The organism is Roseomonas gilardii, assembly GCF_001941945.1.
GTDB lineage: Bacteria > Pseudomonadota > Alphaproteobacteria > Acetobacterales > Acetobacteraceae > Roseomonas.
In genome coordinates this window covers 106,496-127,853 of record NZ_CP015584.1, presented here as the reverse complement: position 1 = coordinate 127,853, position 21,358 = coordinate 106,496, and the positions used below count along the sequence as shown (strand labels likewise).

General features: G+C 70.2%; 17 protein-coding genes. 7 read left to right on the top strand and 10 right to left on the bottom strand.

All coding sequences use genetic code 11. From position 1 onward, the window contains the following. From RGI145_RS20155 to RGI145_RS20135, 5 genes are read right to left on the bottom strand one after another with little or no spacing between them, the layout of a single operon-like run. The gene (locus tag RGI145_RS20155; protein WP_075800334.1) at positions 1–393 is read right to left on the bottom strand and encodes a PPC domain-containing DNA-binding protein; all 393 of its coding nucleotides are present in this window, start codon (positions 391–393) and stop codon (positions 1–3) included. After that, positions 386–940 (bottom strand): PPC domain-containing DNA-binding protein, encoded by a 555-nt coding sequence (locus tag RGI145_RS20150; RefSeq protein WP_075800333.1) that lies wholly within the window; start codon positions 938–940, stop codon positions 386–388. Before RGI145_RS20150 ends, RGI145_RS20155 begins: the two co-directional genes overlap by 8 nt. A 30-nt stretch (positions 941–970) precedes the next feature. Next, the gene (locus RGI145_RS20145; protein WP_075800332.1) at positions 971–2,599 is read right to left on the bottom strand and encodes an acyl-CoA synthetase; all 1,629 of its coding nucleotides are present in this window, start codon (positions 2,597–2,599) and stop codon (positions 971–973) included. Further along, positions 2,596–3,765 (bottom strand): acetyl-CoA acetyltransferase, encoded by a 1,170-nt coding sequence (locus tag RGI145_RS20140; RefSeq protein ID WP_075800331.1) that lies wholly within the window; start codon positions 3,763–3,765, stop codon positions 2,596–2,598. The genes RGI145_RS20145 and RGI145_RS20140 overlap by 4 nt, the downstream gene beginning before the upstream one ends. Beyond that, a complete protein-coding gene (locus tag RGI145_RS20135) occupies positions 3,758–4,612 on the bottom strand; it encodes an IclR family transcriptional regulator (protein ID WP_075800330.1) in 855 nt (284 codons plus the stop codon). The genes RGI145_RS20140 and RGI145_RS20135 overlap by 8 nt, the downstream gene beginning before the upstream one ends. Before the next feature lie 246 nt (positions 4,613–4,858). Between RGI145_RS20135 and RGI145_RS20130 the strand changes: the two genes are divergently transcribed. The 3 genes from RGI145_RS20130 to RGI145_RS20120 are packed head-to-tail and all read left to right on the top strand — an operon-like array spanning position 4,859 to position 8,507. Continuing rightward, positions 4,859–5,869 (top strand): TRAP transporter substrate-binding protein, encoded by a 1,011-nt coding sequence (locus RGI145_RS20130; RefSeq protein WP_075800329.1) that lies wholly within the window; start codon positions 4,859–4,861, stop codon positions 5,867–5,869. Then, positions 5,866–7,758, top strand: coding sequence for a TRAP transporter large permease (locus RGI145_RS20125; RefSeq protein ID WP_075800328.1), 1,893 nt, complete (start codon positions 5,866–5,868; stop codon positions 7,756–7,758). The genes RGI145_RS20130 and RGI145_RS20125 overlap by 4 nt, the downstream gene beginning before the upstream one ends. A gap of 2 nt (positions 7,759–7,760) precedes the next feature. Next, positions 7,761–8,507 carry an SDR family NAD(P)-dependent oxidoreductase gene (locus tag RGI145_RS20120; RefSeq protein WP_237183340.1) on the top strand — a complete coding sequence of 249 codons (747 nt, stop codon included), beginning with the start codon at positions 7,761–7,763 and terminating at the stop codon, positions 8,505–8,507. 47 nt (positions 8,508–8,554) lie between these two features. Here RGI145_RS20120 and RGI145_RS20115 read toward each other — a convergent pair whose 3' ends face one another. Beyond that, a complete protein-coding gene (locus RGI145_RS20115) occupies positions 8,555–9,448 on the bottom strand; it encodes a LysR family transcriptional regulator (RefSeq protein WP_075800326.1) in 894 nt (297 codons plus the stop codon). 166 nt (positions 9,449–9,614) lie between these two features. Here RGI145_RS20115 and RGI145_RS20110 point away from each other — a divergent pair, with 166 nt between their 5' ends. Next, on the top strand, positions 9,615–10,901 hold the full coding sequence (locus RGI145_RS20110) for an allantoate amidohydrolase (protein ID WP_335740097.1): 1,287 nt from the start codon (positions 9,615–9,617) through the stop codon (positions 10,899–10,901). Continuing rightward, a complete protein-coding gene (locus RGI145_RS20105) occupies positions 10,898–12,133 on the top strand; it encodes an ArgE/DapE family deacylase (RefSeq protein WP_075800324.1) in 1,236 nt (411 codons plus the stop codon). Before RGI145_RS20110 ends, RGI145_RS20105 begins: the two co-directional genes overlap by 4 nt. A 65-nt stretch (positions 12,134–12,198) precedes the next feature. Here the strand turns inward: RGI145_RS20105 and ung are convergent, their stop codons facing one another. Then, the gene (gene ung / locus RGI145_RS20100; RefSeq protein WP_075800323.1) at positions 12,199–12,966 is read right to left on the bottom strand and encodes a uracil-DNA glycosylase; all 768 of its coding nucleotides are present in this window, start codon (positions 12,964–12,966) and stop codon (positions 12,199–12,201) included. 65 nt (positions 12,967–13,031) lie between these two features. Next, a complete protein-coding gene (locus RGI145_RS20095; RefSeq protein WP_075800322.1) occupies positions 13,032–14,282 on the bottom strand; it encodes an MFS transporter in 1,251 nt (416 codons plus the stop codon). Positions 14,283–14,636: 354 nt separating this feature from the next. Between RGI145_RS20095 and RGI145_RS20090 the strand changes: the two genes are divergently transcribed. Together RGI145_RS20090 and RGI145_RS20085 are read left to right on the top strand one after the other, a co-directional pair. Next, entirely contained in the window at positions 14,637–15,578 is a 942-nt protein-coding gene (locus tag RGI145_RS20090; RefSeq protein ID WP_075800321.1) for a DMT family transporter, read from the top strand. A gap of 412 nt (positions 15,579–15,990) precedes the next feature. Then, positions 15,991–16,785: a hypothetical protein gene (locus RGI145_RS20085; RefSeq protein ID WP_237183338.1), complete on the top strand. Its 795-nt coding sequence runs from the start codon at positions 15,991–15,993 to the stop codon at positions 16,783–16,785. 39 nt (positions 16,786–16,824) lie between these two features. On the opposite strand, the gene RGI145_RS20080 is transcribed toward RGI145_RS20085, so the two are convergent. After that, complete coding sequence (locus tag RGI145_RS20080) at positions 16,825–19,524, bottom strand: bifunctional diguanylate cyclase/phosphodiesterase (RefSeq protein ID WP_156878697.1); 2,700 nt, start codon at positions 19,522–19,524, stop codon at positions 16,825–16,827. A 169-nt stretch (positions 19,525–19,693) separates the two neighbouring features. Next, entirely contained in the window at positions 19,694–21,349 is a 1,656-nt protein-coding gene (locus RGI145_RS20075) for an acyl-CoA dehydrogenase family protein (protein ID WP_167668382.1), read from the bottom strand. Between the last annotated feature and the right edge of the window lie 9 nt (positions 21,350–21,358).

The following is a 21,358-nucleotide window of genomic DNA, read 5'->3' as shown; positions in this document are numbered from 1 at the left end:
TCACGGCGCCGGCAGCCATTCCTCCAGCGTCACCTCGAAGGTCATGCAGACAGGATTCGATCCGGGCACGAAGGGACCGCCGAAGACATTCCCCTCGGTATCGGCCACCACGCCCGTCAGGGCGGCGCGCGTGGCGCCGTCCTGGCCGGACCTCACTTCCCCCGCGATGCTGACCACCTCCACGGCCGGCCCCCGGACATGGATGTAGCGCCCGTCGAGCGTGCCGAGGCAGGCATCGTTGAGGCTGCCCAGCGCCCCGCGCACGAAGGCGTTGCGGAAGCCTTCCGCCAGGCACAGCTTCTCGACGCCGAGGACAAGGTCCTCGTTCGGCGCGATCCGCGCATAGGCGACGCGGCCCATCTGGCCGTTCTCGACGGTGATGGCATCAGACATTCCGGGGAATCCTGTGCGGTTGCAGAAGCGGGATGTTGGTTTCCGGATCATGGGCCTGCCGCAGCTCGAACTCGTCGAGCGAGGTCACCAGGACCGGGATCGGGACGCGGCCGACGATGCAGGCTTCCGTGACAACATGCCCGCCCTTGACCGCGCCCGATGCGGTGCGGATCGCGGCATGGCAGTGCACGAGCGGCCTGTCCTGCAGGCTCCGGCCCAGCGTGGCATTGCCGAAGACCATGTAGGCCGGCCCCGCTTCGATAGGCGCGCTGTAGGCGATCAACGCCTGCCCGGAGGGGTCGGGCGGGGCGACGCAATACTGCAGCCTCTCGAAATAGCCCCCCAGGATGGTCGTGGAGGCGCTGGTGATGCCGGCCTCCGCCAGCGGGCGGACCAGCGCCTCGAAGAGGCTCAGCCCCGGCTGCAAGGCCAGCCGGATATGGCGCGCGGCACGGCCGTGCAGGCTCTGGATGCGCACCGGGTTGAAACTGCCCCGGTGGTGCAGGAGCCTTGGCCTGGGCACATGAGCCGTGACGGAATATCCCATGATCGGGTCCCTTCCTGAGTCAGCCTTGCCTTAGGCCGAGACCGGCTGCGCGGGCTGCGCCACGCAGCCCCGGGCCTGCAGTTCTTCCCGCACGAGCTTCTTGGTGATCTTGCCATAGGCGGATTTCGGCAACTCGTCCCAGAAGAAGACCCGCTTCGGCAGCTTGTAGCGGGCGATCTTGCCTTCCATCCAGGCGAGCAGTTCCGCCTCGTCCAGCGACATGCCGGGGTTCGTCACCGCCACGGCGACGCCGACCTCGCCCCAGACACGGTCCGGCATGCCCAGCACGGCGACCTCCGCCAGGGCGGGGTGAGTCAGGAGCTTCTCCTCCACCTCGCGCGGATAGACGTTGGAACCGCCCGAGATGTACATGTCCGACGCGCGGCCGGTGATATAGACGAAGCCCTCGCTGTCCTGATGGCCGAGATCGCCGGTGCGGAACCAGCCGTCGCGGAAGGCCTTCGCATTGGCCTCCGGGTTGTTGTAGTAGCCCGCAAAGACCGCGAGGCCGCAGACACAGACCTCGCCCGTCTCGCCCGGCGGCAGTTCGTGCCCTGCCTCGTCCTGGATGGAGACCTGCATGGCGGTGCGCTCGTAGCCGCAGGTGCCGAGCCGGACCCCGGGGCCATCTTCCGCCTCATGCAAAGCAGGCGGCAGGACGGTGATGTTGCCCGTGACCTCGCCCAGCCCGAAATACTGGACCAGCACTTTGCCGAGCTTGCGCAGGGCGTGCTTCTGGTCCTCCCGATACATGGGCGCGCCCGCATAGATGACGTAGCGCAGCGAGGAATGGTCGTGCGCATCCACGGCGGGATGCTCCGTCAACAGCTTCACGATGGTCGGAACGGTGAACATGTTGCTGACATGCCAGCGTTCCACCAGCCCCCAGACCTCATCCGGGTCGAGGCGGTCGCCGGCCGGCAGCACGGTCTTAACTGCCCGGGCAACCTGGGCGATCTGATGGATGCCCGCGCCATGCGACAGGGGCGCGACCACCAGGGAGGCGTCGTCGGAGCCGAGGCCGGGCATCAGGTCGCAGAGATGGTTCGTGGCGACGAAGCCCATCTGGCCATGGGTGAGCACGGCCGCCTTCGGCCGCCCCGTGGTGCCGGAGGTGTAGAAGAACCAGCAGGGATCGTCATGCTCGACATCGGCAGCCGGGAAGGGCGTGCCGAGATGCCTTTCCACCAGGCTGTCATAGTCCTCGCCCAGACCGTCCCCGCCGATGGACACGACGAGCCGGAGATCCGGCGCCGCCTCGCGCACGGCCGCGGCATGGTCGCGGAACTCCGCGCCGCAGAGCAGGGCCGAGGCACCGCTGGACTCCGCCAGATAAGCGACCTCGGCCGGCGTCTGGCGGAAATTGGTCGGCACCCAGACGGCACCGAGCCGGAAGCAGGCGAACATGCTTTCGAAGAGCTGGTTGCAGTTGCGCGACTGCACGAGCACACGGTCGCCCTTGCGGATACCGCGGGCCGACAGCGCCTGGGCCATGGCGTCCACGCGCCGGTCCATCTCGGCCCAGCTCCATCGCCGCTCGCCCCAGACGAAGCCGGTTTCCTCCGCATGGCGCCGGGCGGCCTGCCGCAGGAAGTGCGACAGGTTCATCACCCGCTTCGTGGCCGGCACGACGCCGCCGACGGGGGCGATGCCGCTCAAGACAGGCGCTCCAGGATGGAGACGTAGTTGGCGACGGCCGCGCCGCCCATGTTGAAGACAGCGCCCCGGTCGGCGCGGGGAAGCTGCATGTCGCCCGCCCGCCCCGTCAGTTGCATCGCCGCCATCACATGCATCGAGACGCCGGTGGCGCCCACCGGATGCCCCTTGGACTTCAGCCCGCCGGAGCGGTTCACCGGCAGCCTGCCGTCCGGGGCGGTGATGCCGTCCAGCGCCACGCGCGCGCCCTGGCCATGCGGCGCCAGCCCCATGGCCTCGTACTCGATCAGCTCCGCGATGGTGAAGCAGTCATGCGTCTCGACGAAGGAGAGGTCGTCCAGCCCCAGCCCCGCATCGGCGAAGGCGCGCTGCCAGGCCTGGGCGCCGGCCTCGAAACGCGTCGGATCGCGGCGCGAGAGGGGCAGGTAGTCGTTCACCTGTACGGCCGCGCGGAAGCGGACGGCGTGTTCCATGGCACAGGCGGTCTCCTCGTCGGCCAGCACCAGCGCCGCCGCGCCGTCGCTGACCAGCGAGCAATCGGTGCGCTTCAGCGGCCCGGCGACATAGGGGTTCTTCTCCGAGGCCGTGCGGCAGAACTCGAAGCCCAGGTCGCGTCGCATCTGCGCGTAAGGATTGTCCACGCCGTTGCGGTGGTTCTTGGCGGCGATCGCGGCCAGCGCATCCGTCTGGTCGCCGAAGCGCTGGAAGTAGTTCTCGGCGATGCGGCCGAAGACGCCGGCAAAGCCGCCCGGGATGTCGCCTTCCTCCCGGCGATAGGAGGCACCGAGAAGATTGTCGCCCACCTGGGGCCCCGGCGTGGCAGTCATCTTCTCCACCCCGATCACCAGGGCCAGGCGGCCGCGCCCGGCGGCGATGAAGTCGCGGGCGGCGTAGATCGCCGCGGAACCGGAAGCACAGGCGTTCTCGCAGCGCGTCGCCGGCTTGAAGCGCAACTCGGGCACGCTCTGCATCGGCAGCGAGGCCGGGAAATCCTGCCGGCTGAAGCCGTTGTTGAATTGCCCGACGAAGACCGCGTCCACCTCGGACGGGGCGATGCCCGCATCCGCGATGGCCGCGCCCGCCACGCGCGCGATCAGGCTCTCGGCATCCGGTTCCTCCAGCTTGCCGAAGGGGGAATGCGCCCAGCCGACGATGCAGGCTTCAGTCATGGTTCTGTTTCCTCATGGTATGGGCCGCCGGGCGACGCAGCGTGGCGGCGATGTTCGTGGCACCACTGGGGCGGGCGAGCAGCTCGCTGACCCGCTTGGCCTCGGCGGCGAGAAGGGCCGCGATCTGGGGGCGCCTGGCATCGCCCAGGCGGCCGTCGATGGCGGCGATGGAAAGCGCGCCTTCGCAGCGCCCCTGCCGGTCCAGGATCGCCACGCCGACGCCCCAGCTTCCGGCGGTGAGATGGCCCGGGTTGAAGGCGAAGCCCTCGGCGCGGGTCCGGGTCACGGAGGCGCGCAGGATGTCCGGCGTGAAGCTGCGGTAGCGCTCCTCGGCGAATTCCGCGGCACAGGCGGCAATCATCTCCTCGATCTCGTCATCCGGAAGGGTGGCCAGGATCGCCAGGCTGCCGGCGCCCACGCCGAGCGGATGCCGGTCGCCCGCCTGCAGCACATGCGACCGGATGGGGAAGGGGCCTTCCTCCCGGTGCAGGCAGACCACGTGCCAGCCGCGCCGCACGGACAGGAAGGCGGTGTCCTCGCTCCCCTGCGCCAGCCGGAAGAGGGAGGGCAGGGCGGCGCGGTGGACGCCGTAGCGGTCCGCCGCCAGGGAGCCGATGACGAAGGCCTCGGGCCCGAGATGGTAGCGCTCGCTGAGCCGGTCCTGTTCCACCAGCCCCTGCCGCTCCAGCCCGCGCAACAGGCGATGCACCGTGGGCTTGCTGAGGCGGGAATGCTGGGTGAGGTCGATCAGCCGCGCGCCCCGGCCGGCATGCCCGGCCACGAGGCGAAGCAGCGCGATGGCCCGCTCCAGGCTCTGCGTGCCGGCCAGTTGAGCACGCTCAGACATGGTGCAACGCAAAATATTCCAACATATGGACCTTGTCTTGTCTTGGAAAATCATCGCTTCCCGGCTGAAAAACTATGTCTTATAGACAAGTCCGTCAAAGCAAATTCATGCCGTTCCTTTAGAGGTCCACATCCCGGAACAAAGGAAACTTTCTTCCGGAACCTCGCGGGGCATGGACACGAAGTTGCCGGACCATGGGGCAGAAAGACCCCGTCGTGACCACGCTGTTTTGGGGAAACCGTTCCAATGACATCCATCCAACGCCGATCCCTGCTCGCCGGCGCCTCGGCCCTGCCGCTTGTGGCCCTGCGGACACGCCCGTCCTGGGCGGCGGAGTTCAGCTACAAGCTGGCAACGAACCTGCCGGCGACGCATCCGCTGAACACGCGCAACGCCGAGGCCGCGGAGCGCATCAAGGCCGCGACCGGGGGGCGGCTGGAGATCCAGCTCTTCCCCAACAGCCAGCTCGGCAACGACACGGACATGCTGAGCCAGGTGCGCTCCGGCGCGCTGGAATTCTTCACGCTGTCCGGGCTGATCCTGTCCACGCTGGTGCCGCTCGCCGCCATCAACGGCGTGGGCTTCGCCTTCAAGGACAGCCAGCAGGTCTTCGCCGCCATGGATGGCGATCTGGGCAAGCTGATCCGGGCCGAGATCGCGAAGCGCAACATCATGGCCTTCGAGCATATCTTCGACAACGGCTACCGGCAGATCACCACCAGCACCCGGCCGATCCGCACGCCCGAGGACCTGCGTGGCATGAAGATCCGCGTGCCGGTCAGCCCGCTCTGGACCTCGATGTTCCGCGCCTTCGATTCCGCGCCGGCCTCGATCAACTTCAACGAGGTCTATTCGGCCTTGCAGACAAAGATCGTGGAAGGGCAGGAGAACCCGCTCGCCATCGTGGAGGCCGCCAAGCTCTACGAAGTGCAGAAGTACTGCTCCCTCACCAACCACATGTGGGACGGCTTCTGGCTCCTCGCCAACCAGCGCGCCTTCTCCCGCCTGCCGAAGGACGTGCAGGAGATCGCGTCGCGCGAATTCGCGCGCGCCGCGAAGGAGCAGCGCGAGGATGTGGCGAAGCTGAATGCCGAGCTGCGCGAGAAGCTCTCCACCGCCGGGCTGCAGTTCAACGACACCGATCCGGCGGCCTTCCGCGACGCGCTGCGCAAGGCCGGCTTCTATGCCGAGTGGAAGGGCAAGTTCGGCGACGCCGCCTGGAAGACCCTGGAGGATGCGGTGGGGGGGCTGGCATGAGTTCCATCGCGGATGCACCCCCGGTTGGCGCCGCTGCACCGCCACTGACCGGGATGGCGGCCGGCCTGTTGCCGCGCGCGGACCGCCTGTTGTGTCATCTGGTGGCCGTGCCCGCTGCGCTGATCGTGCTGGCGGAGATCGCCATCCTCCTGGCCGGGGTGGTGGCCCGCTTCGTCTTCCACCAGCCCATCATCTGGTCGGACGAACTGGCCTCCATTCTGTTCCTCTGGCTGGCCATGCTGGGGGCGGTGATCGCGTTGCAGCGCGGGCAGCACATGCGGCTGACGGCACTGATCTCGAAGCGCTCGCCCTCCACCCAGGCGGCGATGCAGACGCTGGCGATCGGCGCCGGCGCGCTCTTCCTGCTGCTGCTCCTGCCGCATGCCATGGAGTATGCGGAGGAGGAGTGGTTCATCGAGACCCCCGCTTTGGGATGGTCGAACATGGTGCGCGCCGCCGCCCTGCCGGTGGGCGTGGCGCTGATGCTCGTCACCTCGCTGCTGCGCCTGGCGCAGCACCGGCTGCGGGACCTGCTGCTGGTCTGCGCCGTCCTGGCCGTGCTGGCGGCGGCGCTCTGGCTCGCCGCGCCGGTCCTGAAGGCCATGGGCCACGGCAATCTCGTGGTGTTCTTCGTCGTCCTGCTGATGGCCGGCGTGCTGTCCGGCGTGCCGATCGCCTTCTCCTTCGGTCTGGCGACGCTGGCCTATCTCGCCAGCACCACCAGCGTGCCGCTGCTGGTGCTGGTCGGGCGGATGGATGAGGGGATGAGCACCCTGATCCTGCTCGCCGTGCCGCTCTTCGTCTTCCTCGGCGCGCTGATCGAGATGACGGGCATGGCGGCGGCCATGGTGAACTTCCTCGCCTCGCTGCTCGGCCATGTCCGGGGTGGGCTGAACTACGTGCTGCTCGCCGCGATGTATCTCGTCTCCGGGATCTCCGGCGCCAAGGCGGCGGACATGGCGGCGGTGGCACCCGTGCTGTTCCCCGAAATGAAGCGGCGCGGCTGCGACGAGGGCGAGATGATCTCCCTGCTCTCGGCCTCCGGGGCGATGAGCGAGACCATCCCGCCCTCGATCGTGCTGATCACCATCGGCTCCGTGACCGGCGTTTCCATCGCGGCGCTGTTCACCGGCGGCCTGCTGCCGGCCTTCGTGCTGGCGCTGGTCCTGGGGCTGATCGCGTGGAAGCGTTCGCGCCACGAGGATATGAGCGGCGTGCGCAAGGCCAGCGCCCGCATGGTCGGGCGCGCGCTGCTGGTGGCCCTGCCGGCCCTGGCGCTGCCCTTCCTGATCCGCGCCGCGGTGGTGGAGGGCGTCGCCACGGCGACCGAAGTCTCCACCATCGGCATCGCTTATGGCGTGCTCGCCGGGCTGCTGCTCTATCGCCGCTTCGACTGGCGGCGCCTCTACCCGATGCTGGTGGATACGGCGGCGCTGTCGGGCTCGATCCTGCTGATCATCGGGACCGCGAGCTGCATGGCCTGGGCGCTGACCCAGTCCGGCTTCTCGCGCGATCTGGCGCAGATGATGGGATCGCTCCCCGGTGGCGCCATCGGCTTCATGGCGGTGTCGATCCTGGCCTTCATGATCCTGGGCAGCGTGCTGGAGGGCATTCCCGCCATCGTGCTGTTCGGCCCGCTGCTGTTCCCCATCGCGCGGAGCATGGGCATCCACGAGGTGCATTATTCGATGGTGGTGATCCTGGCGATGGGCCTCGGCCTTTTCGCGCCGCCCTTCGGCGTCGGCTACTACGCCGCCTGCGCCATCGGCAAGGTCAGCCCGGATGCGGGCATGCGGAAGATCTGGCCCTACATGGGCGCGCTGCTGCTGGGCACCATCCTCGTCGCCGCCGTGCCCTGGATCTCGATCGGCTTCCTGGGAGGAAAATGAGCATGCGGAACCGTCTCGAAGGCAAGGTCGCCATCGTCACCGGCGGGCTCTCCGGCATCGGCGATGCCATCGCGCGCCGCCTCCTGGAGGAGGGCGCCAGGGTCATCGCCGCGGACCTGTCGGCCAATACGGAGCGCCTCTCCGGCGAGGACATCGACCCCGTGCGGACGGATGTCTCCGATCCGGAGCAGGTGCGGGACCTGGTGGCCCAGGTCATGGACCGGCATGGACGCCTGGACTGCCTGGTCAACTCGGCCGGGACCGGCACGGAGCGGGACTTCCTCGACACGCCCGTCGAGCTCTTCGACCGCATCGTCGCGGTCAATCTGCGCGGCACCTTCGTGGTCGGGCAGGCCTGCGCCCGCGCGATGCGCGAGGGGGGCGGCGGGTCCATCGTGAACATCGCCAGCGTCTCGGGCATGACCGGCAACTTCCACCGCTCCGCCTATGGCGCCTCCAAGGGCGGCGTGGTCACGCTGAGCAAGGTGATGGCGGTCGATCTCGCCGCCAGCGGCATCCGCGTGAATGTCCTGGCGCCCGGGCCGGTGGACACGCCGCTGGTGCGGCGGATGCACTCCCCGGAAAGCCGGGCCGGCTGGGCGCAGCGCACGCCACTGGGCCGCTACGCGCAGCCGGAGGAGATGGCGGGGGCCGCGGCCTTCCTCTGCTCGGAGGATGCCAGCTACATCACGGGGCATGTCCTCGCGGTGGATGGCGGCTTCCTGGGCGCGGGCCTGACCGCCGCCTGAGCACGGGCCAAGGGAAGGGCCCGGTGGGCCTTTCCCCCCGGGCGCGGCTATCGGCCCTGCACCTGCCGGGCCAGGAAATCCCGCGCGAAATCCAGGAAGCGCCCCGTCACGGCGCTGTGGTCGGGCCGGCGGATCATCTGGACATCCGCCACCAGGGGCGCATCGGCCAGCGGGCGATAGAGGACGCCCTGGCGCGACAGCAGGGCCACGCTTTCCGGCACCAGCGCGATGCCGAAGCCCGCGGCCACGAGGCTGGGCAGGGAATGCGCCTCCACCACCTGCTGCGAGATGCGGGGCGTGAAGCCCGCCGCGATGCAGGCATCCCGAAGATAGGCGGCGAAGCGCGAATCCCGCAGCCGCAGGAAGACCAGCCGTTCCTCCCGCAGCTCCGCGAGGCGCAGGCCATCGCGCGCCGCCAGCGGATGATCGTCGCGCAGCGCCACGCAGACCCCCTCCGCCCAGGCGCGCTCCGCGACCAGCGCATCATCCTCGCGTGGCCAGCGCTGGAAGCTGAGATCGACGCGGCGGGCATGCAGGGCTTCCTGCTGCTCCTGGGGCGGCATCTCGTGCAGGCGCACCTCCACCTCGGGAAAGCGGGCCTCGAATCCCGCCACCAGCGGGGCCAGGGGCCCGAGCAGGACTGAACCCGTCAGCGCGATGTCGAGGCGGCCCCGCCGGCCCTGGCCGATGGCGCGGGCCTGCCCGGCCGCTTCCTCCGCCTGGGCGAGGATGGCGCGGGCCTGGAGCAGAAAGGCTTCCCCCGCATCGGTCAGCTCGACCCTCCGGCTGTTCCGGCGCAGCAGCCGGGTCTGCAACTCCTGCTCCAGATCCTGGATCTGCTGGCTGAGCGGGGGCTGCGACAGGCCCAGCCGGGCGGCGGCGGCGGTGAAGCTCAGGGCCTCGGCCACCGCCACGAAGTAGCGCAGGTGTCGCAATTCCATGTGGTGGCATCCCGGCCAGCAAGGGCTGGCCCATCAATAGGCAAAACGACTGGATCAAGTCCGATAATATATTGGCCCTATCGTGCCTTTTCGTCCAACCTGCCGCGCCGTGAAGGATCGGGCAGGCTTCGCCCGGAGCGACGCGGCCAGGGGGGCCGGGACCGGCATGAGGCAGGACATCGCACGCAGGATGGCAGCCGGGCCGGGCGACAGCCCCGCGCCGGGTTCCAGGCTCATGCGGCGCCTGGACGCGCTGTGCCGCTTCTCAGCCGATGAGGGCAGCCTCACCCGCCTCTACCTCACGCCGGAGCATCGCACCGCCGCCGAGCAGGTGGCAGCCTGGATGCGGGAAGCCGGGATGACGGTCTCGCTCGATGCGGCCGCCACCGTGATCGGCCGCTATGAGGGCCAGGAGCCCGGCCTGCCCGTCCTGCTGCTCGGTTCGCATATCGACACGGTGCGCAATGCCGGCCGCTATGACGGCATGCTCGGGGTGCTGGTGGCCATCGAGGCCGTGGCGGCCCTGCACGCCGCCGGGCGGCGCCTGCCCTTCGCCGTGGAGGTCCTGGCCTTCGGCGATGAGGAAGGCGTGCGCTTCCCCGTGACGCTGACCGGTTCGCGCGCCGTCGCGGGCGGCTTCGACCCCTCGGCGCTGGAAAGCCGCGACGCGGAAGGGGTGAGCCTGCGCGAGGCGCTGCACCGTTTCGGTGCCGATCCCGCGGCGATCCCCGCCCTGGCGCGCCGCCCGGACCAGGTTCTGGCTTATCTGGAGGTCCATATCGAGCAGGGGCCGGTGCTGGAGGCCGAGGGCCTGCCCACCGGCATCGTCACCGCGATCAACGGCGCCACGCGCTTCGTGGCCGAGATCGGCGGCACCGCCGGCCATGCCGGCACTGTGCCGATGCATCTGCGCCGCGACGCGGTGGCGGCCATGGCGGAGATGGTGCTGGCGGTGGAGCGGCTGGCGCTGGAGGAGCCGGATCTCGTCGCGACGGTCGGGCAGGTCTCGGCCAGCCCCGGCGCCGTGAACGTCATCGCCGCCGGCGCCCGCTTCACCATCGACATCCGCAGCCCCCGCGACGCCCTGCGGCACGCGGCATGCGGGCGGTTGCGCGACGAACTGTCCACGATCGCGGCGCGCCGTGGCGTGAGCCTGTCGCTGCGGCCAACCTATGACGAAGCCGCCGCCCCCTGCGACCCGGCACTGATCGAGGCGCTGGAAGGCGCCAGCCTCCGCTGCGGCCTCCGCCCTTTCCGCCTGCCGAGCGGCGCGGGCCATGACGGGCTGGCCATGGCCCGCCTGTGCCCCATCGGCATGATCTTCGTTCGCTGCGAGGGCGGCATCAGCCATCATCCGGCCGAGGCCATCACGGAAGCCGATGCCCTGGCCGCGCTGCGCGTGCTCCTCGAAACCTTGCAGCACCTTCAACCCCGGACTTTCCAGAGAACATGATGTCCCACCAGGATTCGATCCGCGCCTTCCTCGATGGGGAACAGGGCGCCCAGGCGGATTTCCTCGCCGAACTGGTCAGGATGCCCTCCGACAACCCGCCGGGCGACTGCCGACCGCATGCCGAGCGCACCGCGGAACTGCTGCGCGCCCTCGGCTACGAGGTGGAGCTGCACGCCGTGCCGGAAGCGCTGGTGCGGGCCCATGGCATGATCAGCGTCACCAACCTCGTGGTGCGCCGCCGCCTCGGTTCGGGGGAGGGGCCGGTGATCGCCCTCAACGCCCATGGCGACGTCGTGCCGCCCGGCGAGGGCTGGACCCGCGACCCCTATGGCGCCGAGGTGGTGGACGGCTGGATGTATGGCCGCGGCGTCGCCGTGTCGAAATCCGACTTCGCCACCTATGTCTGGGCGCTCCGGGCGCTGGAAGCCTCGGGCGCACCGCTGTCCGGCACGGTGGAACTGCACCTGACCTATGACGAGGAAGCGGGCGGCGAGGTCGGGCCGGGCTTCCTGCTGAGCGAAGGCATCTCGAAGCCCGACCTCGTGCTGAGCGCCGGCTTCTCCTACAACGTGGTCACCGCCCATAACGGCTGCCTGCACCTGGAGGTGGAGGTGAACGGCCGTTCCGCCCATGCCGCCATGCCCTTCACCGGCGTGGATGCGCTGGAGGCCGCCACGGCGATCCTGTCCACCCTCTACGACTGGCGGAAGGGGCTGGCCGCGAAGACCTCCGCCATCACGGGCATCGGCTCGCCGCAGCTCACGGTCGGGCTGATCAAGGGCGGCATCAACACCAATGTCGTGCCCGACCGCGTCACCCTCCGGCTCGACCGCCGCATGATCCCCGAGGAGAACCCGGCCGAGGCGGAGGCGGAGCTGCGCCAGGTCATCGCCGATGCCGCCGCGGCCTTCCCGAAGGCCCGGGTCGAGGTGCGCCGCATCCTGCTGGCCGAGCCGCTGAAGCCGCTGCCGGGCGGCGAGCGGCTGGTCGAGGCCCTGTGCCGCCATGCCAGCGAGGTCATGGGCGAGCCGATCACCGCCAAGGGCGTCCCGCTCTACACCGATGCGCGCCTTTACTCAGCCCATGGCATCCCCGCCGCGCTCTATGGCGCCGGGCCCCGGACCATCGAGGACGCCAATGCCCATCGCGCCGATGAGCGGCTGCCGCTCAGTGACCTGCGCAAGGCGACCGAGGTGGTGGCGCTGACCCTGGCGGAACTGCTGGCCGCCTGACGGGCACGGGCGGGGCGGCGTGCGACGCGCCCCGCCACCCCGGGGCTTCCCCGGACGCGCCGGCTTCAGCCTGCGGCGTGCCTCGGGGACGCTGCCGCATCGGCATCGTGCTGCTCCAGCCGCCAGTCCACAGGCTCCAGCCCCTTCGAGGCCAGGAAATCATTGACCCTGGAGAAAGGACGGGAGCCGAAGAAGCCGCGATAGGCGGAGAGCGGCGAGGGGTGCTCCGACTGGTGGAGCAGGTGCCGGTTGCCATCCAGCAGCGGTGCCCGCCGCCGTGCGTCATTGCCCCAGAGGACGAAGGCCGTGGGAACGGACCGCGCATTCACGGCGGCCAGGACATGGTCGGTAAAGCGGTGCCAGCCGGAGCGGGCATGGCTGCCGGGACGTCCTTCCTCCACGGTCAACGAGGTGTTGAGCAGCAGGACGCCGGCATCCGCCCAGGCGGTCAGGCAGCCATGGGAGGGCGGACGGAGGCCGAGATCGCTTTCCAGCTCCTTGTGGATGTTCCGCAGGGAAGGGGGCAGCTTCACGCCCGGCGGCACGGAGAAGGAGAGGCCCATGGCCTGCCCGGGCCTGTGATACGGGTCCTGACCGAGGATGACGGCCTTCACCGCGTCCAGCGGGGTCCGTTTCAGGGCGGCGAAGATCCGGTCGGACCGGGGAAAGATGGTCTTGCCCGCTTCCGCCTCGGAACGGAGGAAGACCGCGAGCGCCCGCATATAGGCGGCATCGAACTCCGCGCCGATCGCATCCCGCCAGGAGGCAGGGAGCGCCGCCCGGGCCTCCGCCCAGGGCGATTCCCCATCCGCATCCTTCCGATCCGGGACCATGCCGTGACTCCCCATTGCGGCGGCGCCTTATCCGCCAAACCGGCCGCCGGGGCCACCTTCCCGACTCAGCGCACCGCTTCCTGCGACACGCGGATGAGCTCCGTGCCCACCGGTGTCGGCGACTGTACGCGGAACTCCTCTTTCCGCGCCGGCGCGGCATGGCGTGTCATCCGCCAGATGCCGTAGAAGGCGATCAGCAGCTGCGCCAGCACCGTCATCCAGGGCAGGCTGCGCGGCCCGAAGGCGGACATCGCGGCCCCGATCGCCAGCGGCCCGACCGCCGCGCCGGCCCCCTGGACAAGCAGCATCCCGCCGGAAGCCGCCACGAATTCCTCCGGCGGCACGGAATCGTTCACATGGGCCAGGACCACGCTGTAGGTCGGCACCACCAGGCCACCGAAGACGAAGACCAGGCCGAAATACACCCAGGCCGAGGCACCGGAGGGGGTGAACAGGGCCATGGCGCCCAGCACGCCCACGGCGATCAGCGCGATGGCCACCACCAGCAGCCTGCGGTCGATCCGGTCCGACAGCAGGCCGAGCGGCCATGTCATCGCCGCGGCACCTAGGGCGCCGGCGGCCATGAAGATCGCGATGCCCTGCTGCTCCAGACCGATGGACTGCGCCAGCAGGGGACCGAGCGCGAAGAAGGCACCCGCGCTGATGCCGCAAAGGAAGGCCGCGACGAGGCCGAAAGGGGACTGCGCATGCAGCCTGAACAGGTCGATCCGCACTGGCTGGGCCGGCAGCGGCGGCGCCTGGGCCTGGGACAGCGTGACCGGCAGGACGGCGATGGTCAGGATGATCGACACCAGGGCGAAGAGCGCGAAGCCGCCAGGATCGGCGACCGGCAGCAGGAGCTGGCCGACCACGCCCGCGACCAGCCCGGTCATGCCATAGATGGACAGGATCTGGCCGCGCACCTCGTTGGCGGCGGCACCGTTCAGCCAGCTTTCCACAACCATGAACAGGCCGGCGAAGCAGAAGCCGGTCAGCATGCGTGCGATGACCCAGGCCGCGGGATCGACCCAGAGCAGATGGATCAGCGGCACCATCGACGCCGTCGAGGCCAGGGCGGCGAAGCTGCGGGTCTTGCCGACGCGCAGGATCAGCCGGCTGGCGACGAGCGAGCCGATCATGAGCCCGGCGGAGAAGGCACCGCCGATCAGGCCGATCGCCGTGGGCGAGAAGCCCTCCATGCCACCGCGCACGGCCAGAAGCGTGCCTTGCAGCGTGTTGCCCATCTGCAGCAGGCCGAAGCCCGCGAGCAGGGCGACGATCACCGACAGGGTCGAGGCGAAGGGGGCTTTCTGCATGGCGGCATGCCTAGCACGAAGCCGCCGAGGAGGAATGGCAGCGGCGGCCCGGAGGGTGTCCGGCCATGTCGGCGCACTGGAAAAAGCGCCATATTTTACATAAGAAATATTATCGAATTTACGGACTTGCCCCGAGACGGGAGGCTGTCTTTCCCACTGTCTCCCCCCTCGCTGCATGTGGTCCGGGCACCCACGCCACGCCTGCCCTGACTCCGGGCAATTCCTGCACGGGAAGGCGTTTCCGTCGATCCCCACCGCCTGCCGCGCTTGCTCCACTGACCTATAGTCGCCCGCAAACGATCATTCGCTGTCGCCGGGCATGGGCGTCCGCGTCGCATACAAAGGATCCGGCTCATGGAGGCTTCCGACACCGCGGGCGGCGTTTCGCCCGGATCGCGTGGCCGGGACGCCATCCGCACCGGCATCGTCCCGGAACCGGACCAGCGGAACCTGCGCAAGGCTGTGCTGATCATGCTGCTGGGCATCGCGCTCTTCTCCATCCTCAACGGCGTGGTCAAGGATCAGGCGGCCCGCTTTCCGGTGAACCAGATCGTCTTCTTCCGGAATGCCTTCGCCCTGCCGCCGCTGATCGTGGTTCTGGTGATGACCGGCAGCCTGCACCGGCTCCGGACGAGGCGACTGCCCCGGCACCTGACGCATGCGCTGACCATGACCGCGATGCTGATGCTGTCCTTCATCGGCTTCCGGCTGATCCCGCTGGCCGAGGCCACGGCTATCTCCTTCGTGCGGCCGCTCGTCGTCATCCTGCTCGCGGCGCCCCTGCTGGGCGAAAAGGTCTCCCTCCTGTCCTGGATCGCGGTTCTGGCGGGCTTCGCCGGCGTCCTGGTGGTGGTGCAGCCGGGCGGAACCGGCCTGGCGCAAGGCGGCGCGCTCTTCTCGCTCGCGGCCGCCTGCATCGGCGGCCTCAACATGCTCCAGCTCCGTGCCCTGTCGATGACGGATCACACGGCCGGGGTCGCGGTCTGGTTCCTCGCCCTGTCCTCGCTGCTGCTGCTGCCGACGCTGTTCTTCTCCTGGGAGACACCGTCAGTCGCCGACCTCGCGGGACTGATCGCCATGGGCCTGGCCTCCGGCCTGTGCCAGTACCTCATCATGCGCCCCCTCGCCTATGCCGGCGCCGCCGCGCTGGCGCCGGTGCAGTACACCAGCCTGCTCTGGTCGATCGCCATCGGCTGGCTCTGGTTCGGGGACGCGCCCACCCTGGAGGTGCTTCTGGGCTCGGCCATGGTCGTCGGTGCCACCATGCTCGTCCTGCGCGGCGGCCGGCCGGCCTGATCCGGTGCCGGGCTGTGGCCGCCGGATCACAGTGTGTTCAACGCCTGTGCGAGACCAGGGAATCCGGGACTGCGATGCTAGGGTGACGGTCATTGCAACAGGCCAGTCCGGCATCCGGGCGGCCAAGCGAGTGTCGATGACCACCTCGTCGCATCACCCCCCTTCCCGGCCTGGTTCCGGCTCGCGAAGTCTCCTCCCACGGTGCCTCCCACGGGGCCTCCCTCTGGGTTGCCCTCCGTTCGGCTGGGCGCTGGCGATCGCCCTGGCGGGCTGCACGCCATCCGTGGCGCAGTCCTCCGGAGACCTTGTCGCAACCGCGCCACCGGGCTTTCCGACAGTGACCCCGCCCGCCGCTTCCCCGCCGCTCCCGCCCGGAACGGACCCGGCTGCCTTCCCGGTGCCGCTGCCCGGGATGCCGGCTCCCGCCGTCCCGCCGGAGGAGCCGCCCCTTTCCGCTGCCGCCACGGAAGCCGAGATCGGGCGTCTCAGGGCGGATTTCGCCCGCGAGGTGCCGTCGCGGCTGACAGCGGCGGCCCCGGGCGAGGCCCTGATGCCGCAACGCGCCGCTGCGGTGGTGGCGGCCAGCGGCCGGCTCGCCATCGACCGGCCGCAGCTGGCCGTCGTGGTGGACCGGAACCCCCGCGTGCAGACCCTGTGGCTGGTGGTGGCCCGGCCCGATGCCCCCTGGGCGGTGATCGGCCGTTCGCGGATCTCCACCGGGGAGACCAACCACTTCGACCACTACATCACGCCGGTCGGCGTCTTCCTCAACACGGACGCCATCCTGGGCTTCCGCGCGCAGGGCACCTTCAACGAGAACCACATCCGCGGCTATGGCGTGAAGGGCATGCGGGTCTGGGATTTCGGCTGGCAATCGGCCGAGAAAGGCTGGCGGGCCGATCGCGAGCGGGGCGACATCCGGCTGGAGATGCATGCCACCGACCCGGACCGGCTGGAGCAGCGGCTGGGACGGCCGGACAGCCAGGGCTGCGTGCGCATCCCGGCGGCACTGAACCGCTTCTTCGACCGCCACGGCGTGATCGACCGTGACTATGAGCGGGCGGCGGTGGAGGACATCCGCTTCCGGGCGCTGCTGCTGCCCGATCGCAGCCCCTCGCTCCTGGCCGGGCAGGCGATGATCGTGATCGATTCCGCCCTGCCCCTCGTCACGCCGCCGGCCGGGGCGAAGGTGGCCGCCCTGCCGTGACATCCTCGCGGTGGCGGCCCGACATGTCATGCCTTGCTGTCAGGCCGCCTCGCTGCCCCGCTTCCGGGTGAAGGACGCGAGCAGGCCATTGATCTCCGCGGCCGGGCGCGGCGGGCTGAAAAGATAGCCCTGCCCCTCGTCGCAGCCCTCGTCCAGCAGCAGCCGGCGCTGCTCCTCCGTCTCGATGCCTTCGGCCTGGGTCAGCATCCCCAGGCTCCGGCCCAGTCCCACCACGGCATGGACGATGGCGGCGCTGTCAGGGTGCTCCCCCATCTCCCGCACGAAGGACTGATCGATCTTAACCTTCGTGAAAGGAAAGTTCCGTAAGTAGCTGAGTGAGGAGTAACCCGTACCGAAATCGTCCAGGGCAATGCCGATCCCCAGGGTTCGCAGTTCCTGCAGCACCGCGAGCGTTTCCGCCGTATCGGCGAGCAGCGCACTCTCCGTCACTTCCAGTTCCAGCCGGGTGGGCGGCAGTCCGGCCGTTTCCAGCGCGGCCCGGACCTGCGCCACCAGGGCACGCCCCTGGCCGAACTGCGCGGCCGACAGATTCACCGCCACCTTGAGCCCGTCCGGCCAGCCCGCCGCCTCCCGGCAGGCCTCCCGCAAGGCCCAGGCGCCAAGGGGCAGGATCAGGCCGCTTTCCTCCGCGAAGGCGATGAAATCCCCTGGCATGACCAGGCCCCGGATCGGATGGCGCCAGCGCAGGAGCGCCTCGAAACCTGTCACATCACCCGAAGAAACACGCAAAACCGGCTGATAATAAAGCAAAAACTCACCATCCCGCAGCCCGCGCCGAAGATCGGCCTCCAGTTGCCGGCGAAGCTGGATCTCCGTTTCCATCGACGGAGCGAAAAGGCGGTGGCAATGCCGGCCGGCACCCTTGGCGTGGTAGAGGGCGAGGTCAGCCCGGCGCAGCAGCGTTTCCTCGTCGCCGGCCTCTCCCGGTGCGAGCATGGCGATGCCCAGGCTGGCGCTGATCGTCGCCGGCCGGCCACCGATGTCATAGGGATGGCCGAGCGCCGCGACGATCCTTTCCGCGAGCGGGACGGCCGCCTCGCTCCGCCCCGCATCGGCCAGCAGCACGGCGAACTCGTCGCCCCCGAGACGGGCCACGGTATCGGCCTCGCGCAACTGGTGCCGTAGCCGTTCCGAGACGATGCGGAGAAGCGCATCACCGGCCGGATGGCCCAGCGTGTCGTTGACTTCCTTGAAGCCGTCCAGGTCGATGCAGAGCAGGGCACAACCCCGCCCGGCCGCCGCGCCCGCCACTGCCTCCCGCAGCCTTTCGCCGAACAGCGTCCGGTTGGGCAGCCCGGTCAGCGGGTCGTGCCGCGCCATGTGGACGATGCGGGCTTCCGCCAGCCTGCGCTCCGTCACATCCTCCAGGCTCGCCATCCAGCCGCCATCGCCCATGCCGCGGAGGAGCACGGACAGGGCCCGGCCATCGGCCAGCACCCAGGTGAAGGAGGATTGCTCCTCCGGCGGCAGGCCATCCCCCAGCCTGGCCCGCAGCCAGGACGCCAGCGACCTCACGTCCTGCCGGCGGAGTCCGCGCCGCGCGAGGCTGCGCCGCGCGACCCGACGCAGCGGCTGGCCCAGCACAGGCTCGTCCGGCGGCAGGCGCAGCATGGCGAGGAGGCGGGGATTCATCACCTGCACCGTCCCGGCCTCGTCCACCATGCAGAGACCCTGGATCATGTTGTCCAGCGCGGAGCCGAAGCGCAGGTCCCGCAGCCGCAGCGCACGCTCGGCCCCTTCCCGCTCCCGCGCCAGGGCCAGCTGCGCCTCGACCGCGTCATGGGCGGCCTTCGCCTCCGCGGCTTCCGCCCTAGCGAGCAGGAGATGCGCGCGCATCTGGCGCCGCCCCAGCAGGACGACCCCCGCCAGCCCCAGCTCCAGCAGCAGCGTGCCGACCGCCAGGGCCGTCACCTGATGCCGCCAGTCCTCCAGCATCGCCGCCTCGGTGGTGCTCGCCGCCAGGATGACCGGAAGGTGTTCCAGGATGCGAACCGCGAAGACGCGGTCCCGGCCGTCCAGAGGGCTGCGCAGCCAGAACACGGCCGCCTCCCCCGGGGCCGGCAGGCTCAACCCGGCCAGCGTATCCCGGAAATCCCTCGGATGCGGCTGGGTCACCGGGGGATGACGCGCCAACAGCACGCCGTCGCGGCGGAGCAGCGTGATCGCCTCGTCCGGATGGCTGGCGACATCGCGGTAGAAAGTCTCGAAGGAGCTCAGGCGGATGGCGCCCATGACGAAGCCCAGGAACACCCCGTCCTGGTTCTTCAGGCGCCGGGCCTCATAGATGGTCCAGTTCCCGGTGCTTCGGCTCAACACCGGATCGCTGATCAGGCTGTCCGGCGCGTCCGGGCGCGACAGCTCCTGGAAATAGCGGCGGTCGGCGAAGCTGACATCGGGGACGGGGAAGAGCCGCGAGGAGTTCAGCGGCCGCGCCTCGTGGTCGAAAAGGGCGATCGTCTCGACCTGCGGCAGGCGGCCGGCCTGTTCGCGCAGGGCCTCGTGCAGCTCCACGGAACCCCTGAGCTGCGCCAGCCCCTCGGGCGTCCCCGTCCCGGGGCGGGCGCGGATCTGCTCGATCAGTCCGGCTTCGACAAGGTCCAGGGACTGGAATATCCGTTCCGACTGGTCGGCCAGCATCAGGGCCGTCCGGCTCAGTTCCTCCGTGGCGGACGCGATGGCGCGGGCGCGCAGATCCCTCGCCAGGATGAAGGCTGCCACGGCCAGCAGGAGAGCGAGCGCGATGCCACAGGCCGTCAGGAGCCTGGATGGATCCCGCTCCCTCCTAGTCGCAACCGGCGCGCGCAGATGAGAAATCCCGCAATGGTTGCGCCTTGTACAATGCTCTCAATGGAGGGGATTATATCCCCCGTTCATTTCGCTGCCAAGCCTAAGCACGCGAGGAGCCGGGCAGGGCTCCGGCCTCCGGGAAAACCAGATCGAAGGCCGCATCGAGGTCATCGCGCTCGCACTGCGCGGCGAGCAACGCGGCCTGCCCGGAAGCGCCGGCGCCATGGAACCCGGACAGGGCCTCATAGCGATCCGCCAGCGCACCGGCCTGCCGGCCCGCGCGGCGCAGCAGCCCGTCCACGCAGGCCAGGCCCAGCAGGCGCAGGAAGGGCAGCGCCGCGGCCTCGCGCTTCCGGGCCGGAGCCTCCGCCAGCGCCGCCGCCGCCTCCAGCACCGCCATGGACAGCGTGGCCAGGGGTTCCAGCCGGTCCAGCAGGTCGCGCAGCACCGGCATCCCCCCTTCCCCCAGCACCCGGCGTTGCAGCAGGTCCAGCGCCTGGATGGCCGTCGTGCCCTCGTAGATCGAGAAGACCCGGCTGTCCCGCAACAGGCGCTCCGCCGGCCATTCCCGCACATAGCCGGCCCCGCCCAGGACCTGGATGGCGGCATCGGCATTGGCAAAGCCCGCCTCGGCCCCCAGGCTCTTCGCCAGCGGCAGGAGCATGGCCGCCCGCGCCGCGGCCGCCGCATCCCCGGCATCGCCCGCGTCCAGCCAGGCCGCGGCCTGGAGGGCGAGAAGCCGTGTCCCCTCCGCCCGCACGCGCATCTCCAGAAGCAGGCGGCGCAGCTCCGCATGGCGCGTGATCGACACCGGCGGCAGGGCGGGATCGCCCCCCTGGAAGCGTTCGCGCGCATAGGCCTCGGCCAGGGTCGCGGCCGCCTGCGCCACCGCCGCGCCCTGCGCCGACACGCCCAGACGCATGGCCTGGATCATCGCGAACAGGGTCGGCAGCCCGCGCCCGGCCGGGCCGATGGGCCAGGCCCGCGCGCCCTCGAAGGACAGGGAGCAGGTGGGCGAACCGTGCAGGCCAAGCTTCTCCTCGATCCGCAGGACCTCCACGCCATTGCGCCCGCCTCCTTCCAGCCGGTCGGGGACAAGGAAGAGCGAAAGGCCACGCGTGCCGGCCGGCGCCCCGGGGATGCGCGCCAGCACGAAATGCCCGATCCGTTCCGCCAGATCATGGTCGCCGTACGAGATCCAGCACTTCTCCCCGCTCAGGCGCCAGGAGCCGTCATCCTGTTCCACCGCGCGCGTGCGGATGCGCCCGACATCGGAACCCGCCTGGGGCTCCGAGATGCAGATCGTCGCCCCCCAGCGCCCGGAAGCGAGCGCCGGCACCCAGTTCTCCCGCATCCCCGGCTCGCCATGCCGCTCCAGCAGCCGGATCGCGCAGCGGGCGTTGAGCGCCAGCATGCCGAAACCTGGGTTCGCGGCATCGAAGACCTCCTGCACCGCCGTCGCCAGGGCCAGGGGCAGCCCCTGCCCGCCCGCTTCCTCGGCGGCCGTCAGCCCTGCCCAGCCCGCTCCGGCGAACTCGGCCCAGGCCGCCGCATGGCCCGGCGCGGTGCGCACCCGCCCCGCCTCCAGGCGGCAGCCTTCCCGGTCGGCCACGCCCGCCAGCGGCGCCAGCCGCGCCTCGGCGAAGCGGCGGGCTTCCTCCAGGATCGCGGCCGTGGTCTCCGCATCCGGGCGTGCGGCGGCACCGTCGATGACCCGCTCCAGCAGCAGCGCCAGCGTGACGGCGGCGTCGGTCACGGCAGCCTC

Excerpts from the sequence above, each read along its gene's own strand:
- RGI145_RS20155 (WP_075800334.1), bottom strand. The coding sequence starts at position 393 with ATGTCTGATGCCATCACCGTCGAGAACGGCCAGATGGGCCGCGTCGCC.
- RGI145_RS20150 (WP_075800333.1), bottom strand. The coding sequence starts at position 940 with ATGGGATATTCCGTCACGGCTCATGTGCCCAGGCCAAGGCTCCTGCAC.
- RGI145_RS20140 (WP_075800331.1), bottom strand. The coding sequence starts at position 3,765 with ATGACTGAAGCCTGCATCGTCGGCTGGGCGCATTCCCCCTTCGGCAAG.
- RGI145_RS20135 (WP_075800330.1), bottom strand. The coding sequence starts at position 4,612 with ATGTCTGAGCGTGCTCAACTGGCCGGCACGCAGAGCCTGGAGCGGGCC.
- RGI145_RS20130 (WP_075800329.1), top strand. The coding sequence starts at position 4,859 with ATGACATCCATCCAACGCCGATCCCTGCTCGCCGGCGCCTCGGCCCTG.
- RGI145_RS20125 (WP_075800328.1), top strand. The coding sequence starts at position 5,866 with ATGAGTTCCATCGCGGATGCACCCCCGGTTGGCGCCGCTGCACCGCCA.
- RGI145_RS20120 (WP_237183340.1), top strand. The coding sequence starts at position 7,761 with ATGCGGAACCGTCTCGAAGGCAAGGTCGCCATCGTCACCGGCGGGCTC.
- RGI145_RS20115 (WP_075800326.1), bottom strand. The coding sequence starts at position 9,448 with ATGGAATTGCGACACCTGCGCTACTTCGTGGCGGTGGCCGAGGCCCTG.
- RGI145_RS20110 (WP_335740097.1), top strand. The coding sequence starts at position 9,615 with ATGAGGCAGGACATCGCACGCAGGATGGCAGCCGGGCCGGGCGACAGC.
- RGI145_RS20105 (WP_075800324.1), top strand. The coding sequence starts at position 10,898 with ATGATGTCCCACCAGGATTCGATCCGCGCCTTCCTCGATGGGGAACAG.
- ung (WP_075800323.1), bottom strand. The coding sequence starts at position 12,966 with ATGGTCCCGGATCGGAAGGATGCGGATGGGGAATCGCCCTGGGCGGAG.
- RGI145_RS20095 (WP_075800322.1), bottom strand. The coding sequence starts at position 14,282 with ATGCAGAAAGCCCCCTTCGCCTCGACCCTGTCGGTGATCGTCGCCCTG.
- RGI145_RS20090 (WP_075800321.1), top strand. The coding sequence starts at position 14,637 with ATGGAGGCTTCCGACACCGCGGGCGGCGTTTCGCCCGGATCGCGTGGC.
- RGI145_RS20085 (WP_237183338.1), top strand. The coding sequence starts at position 15,991 with ATGCCGGCTCCCGCCGTCCCGCCGGAGGAGCCGCCCCTTTCCGCTGCC.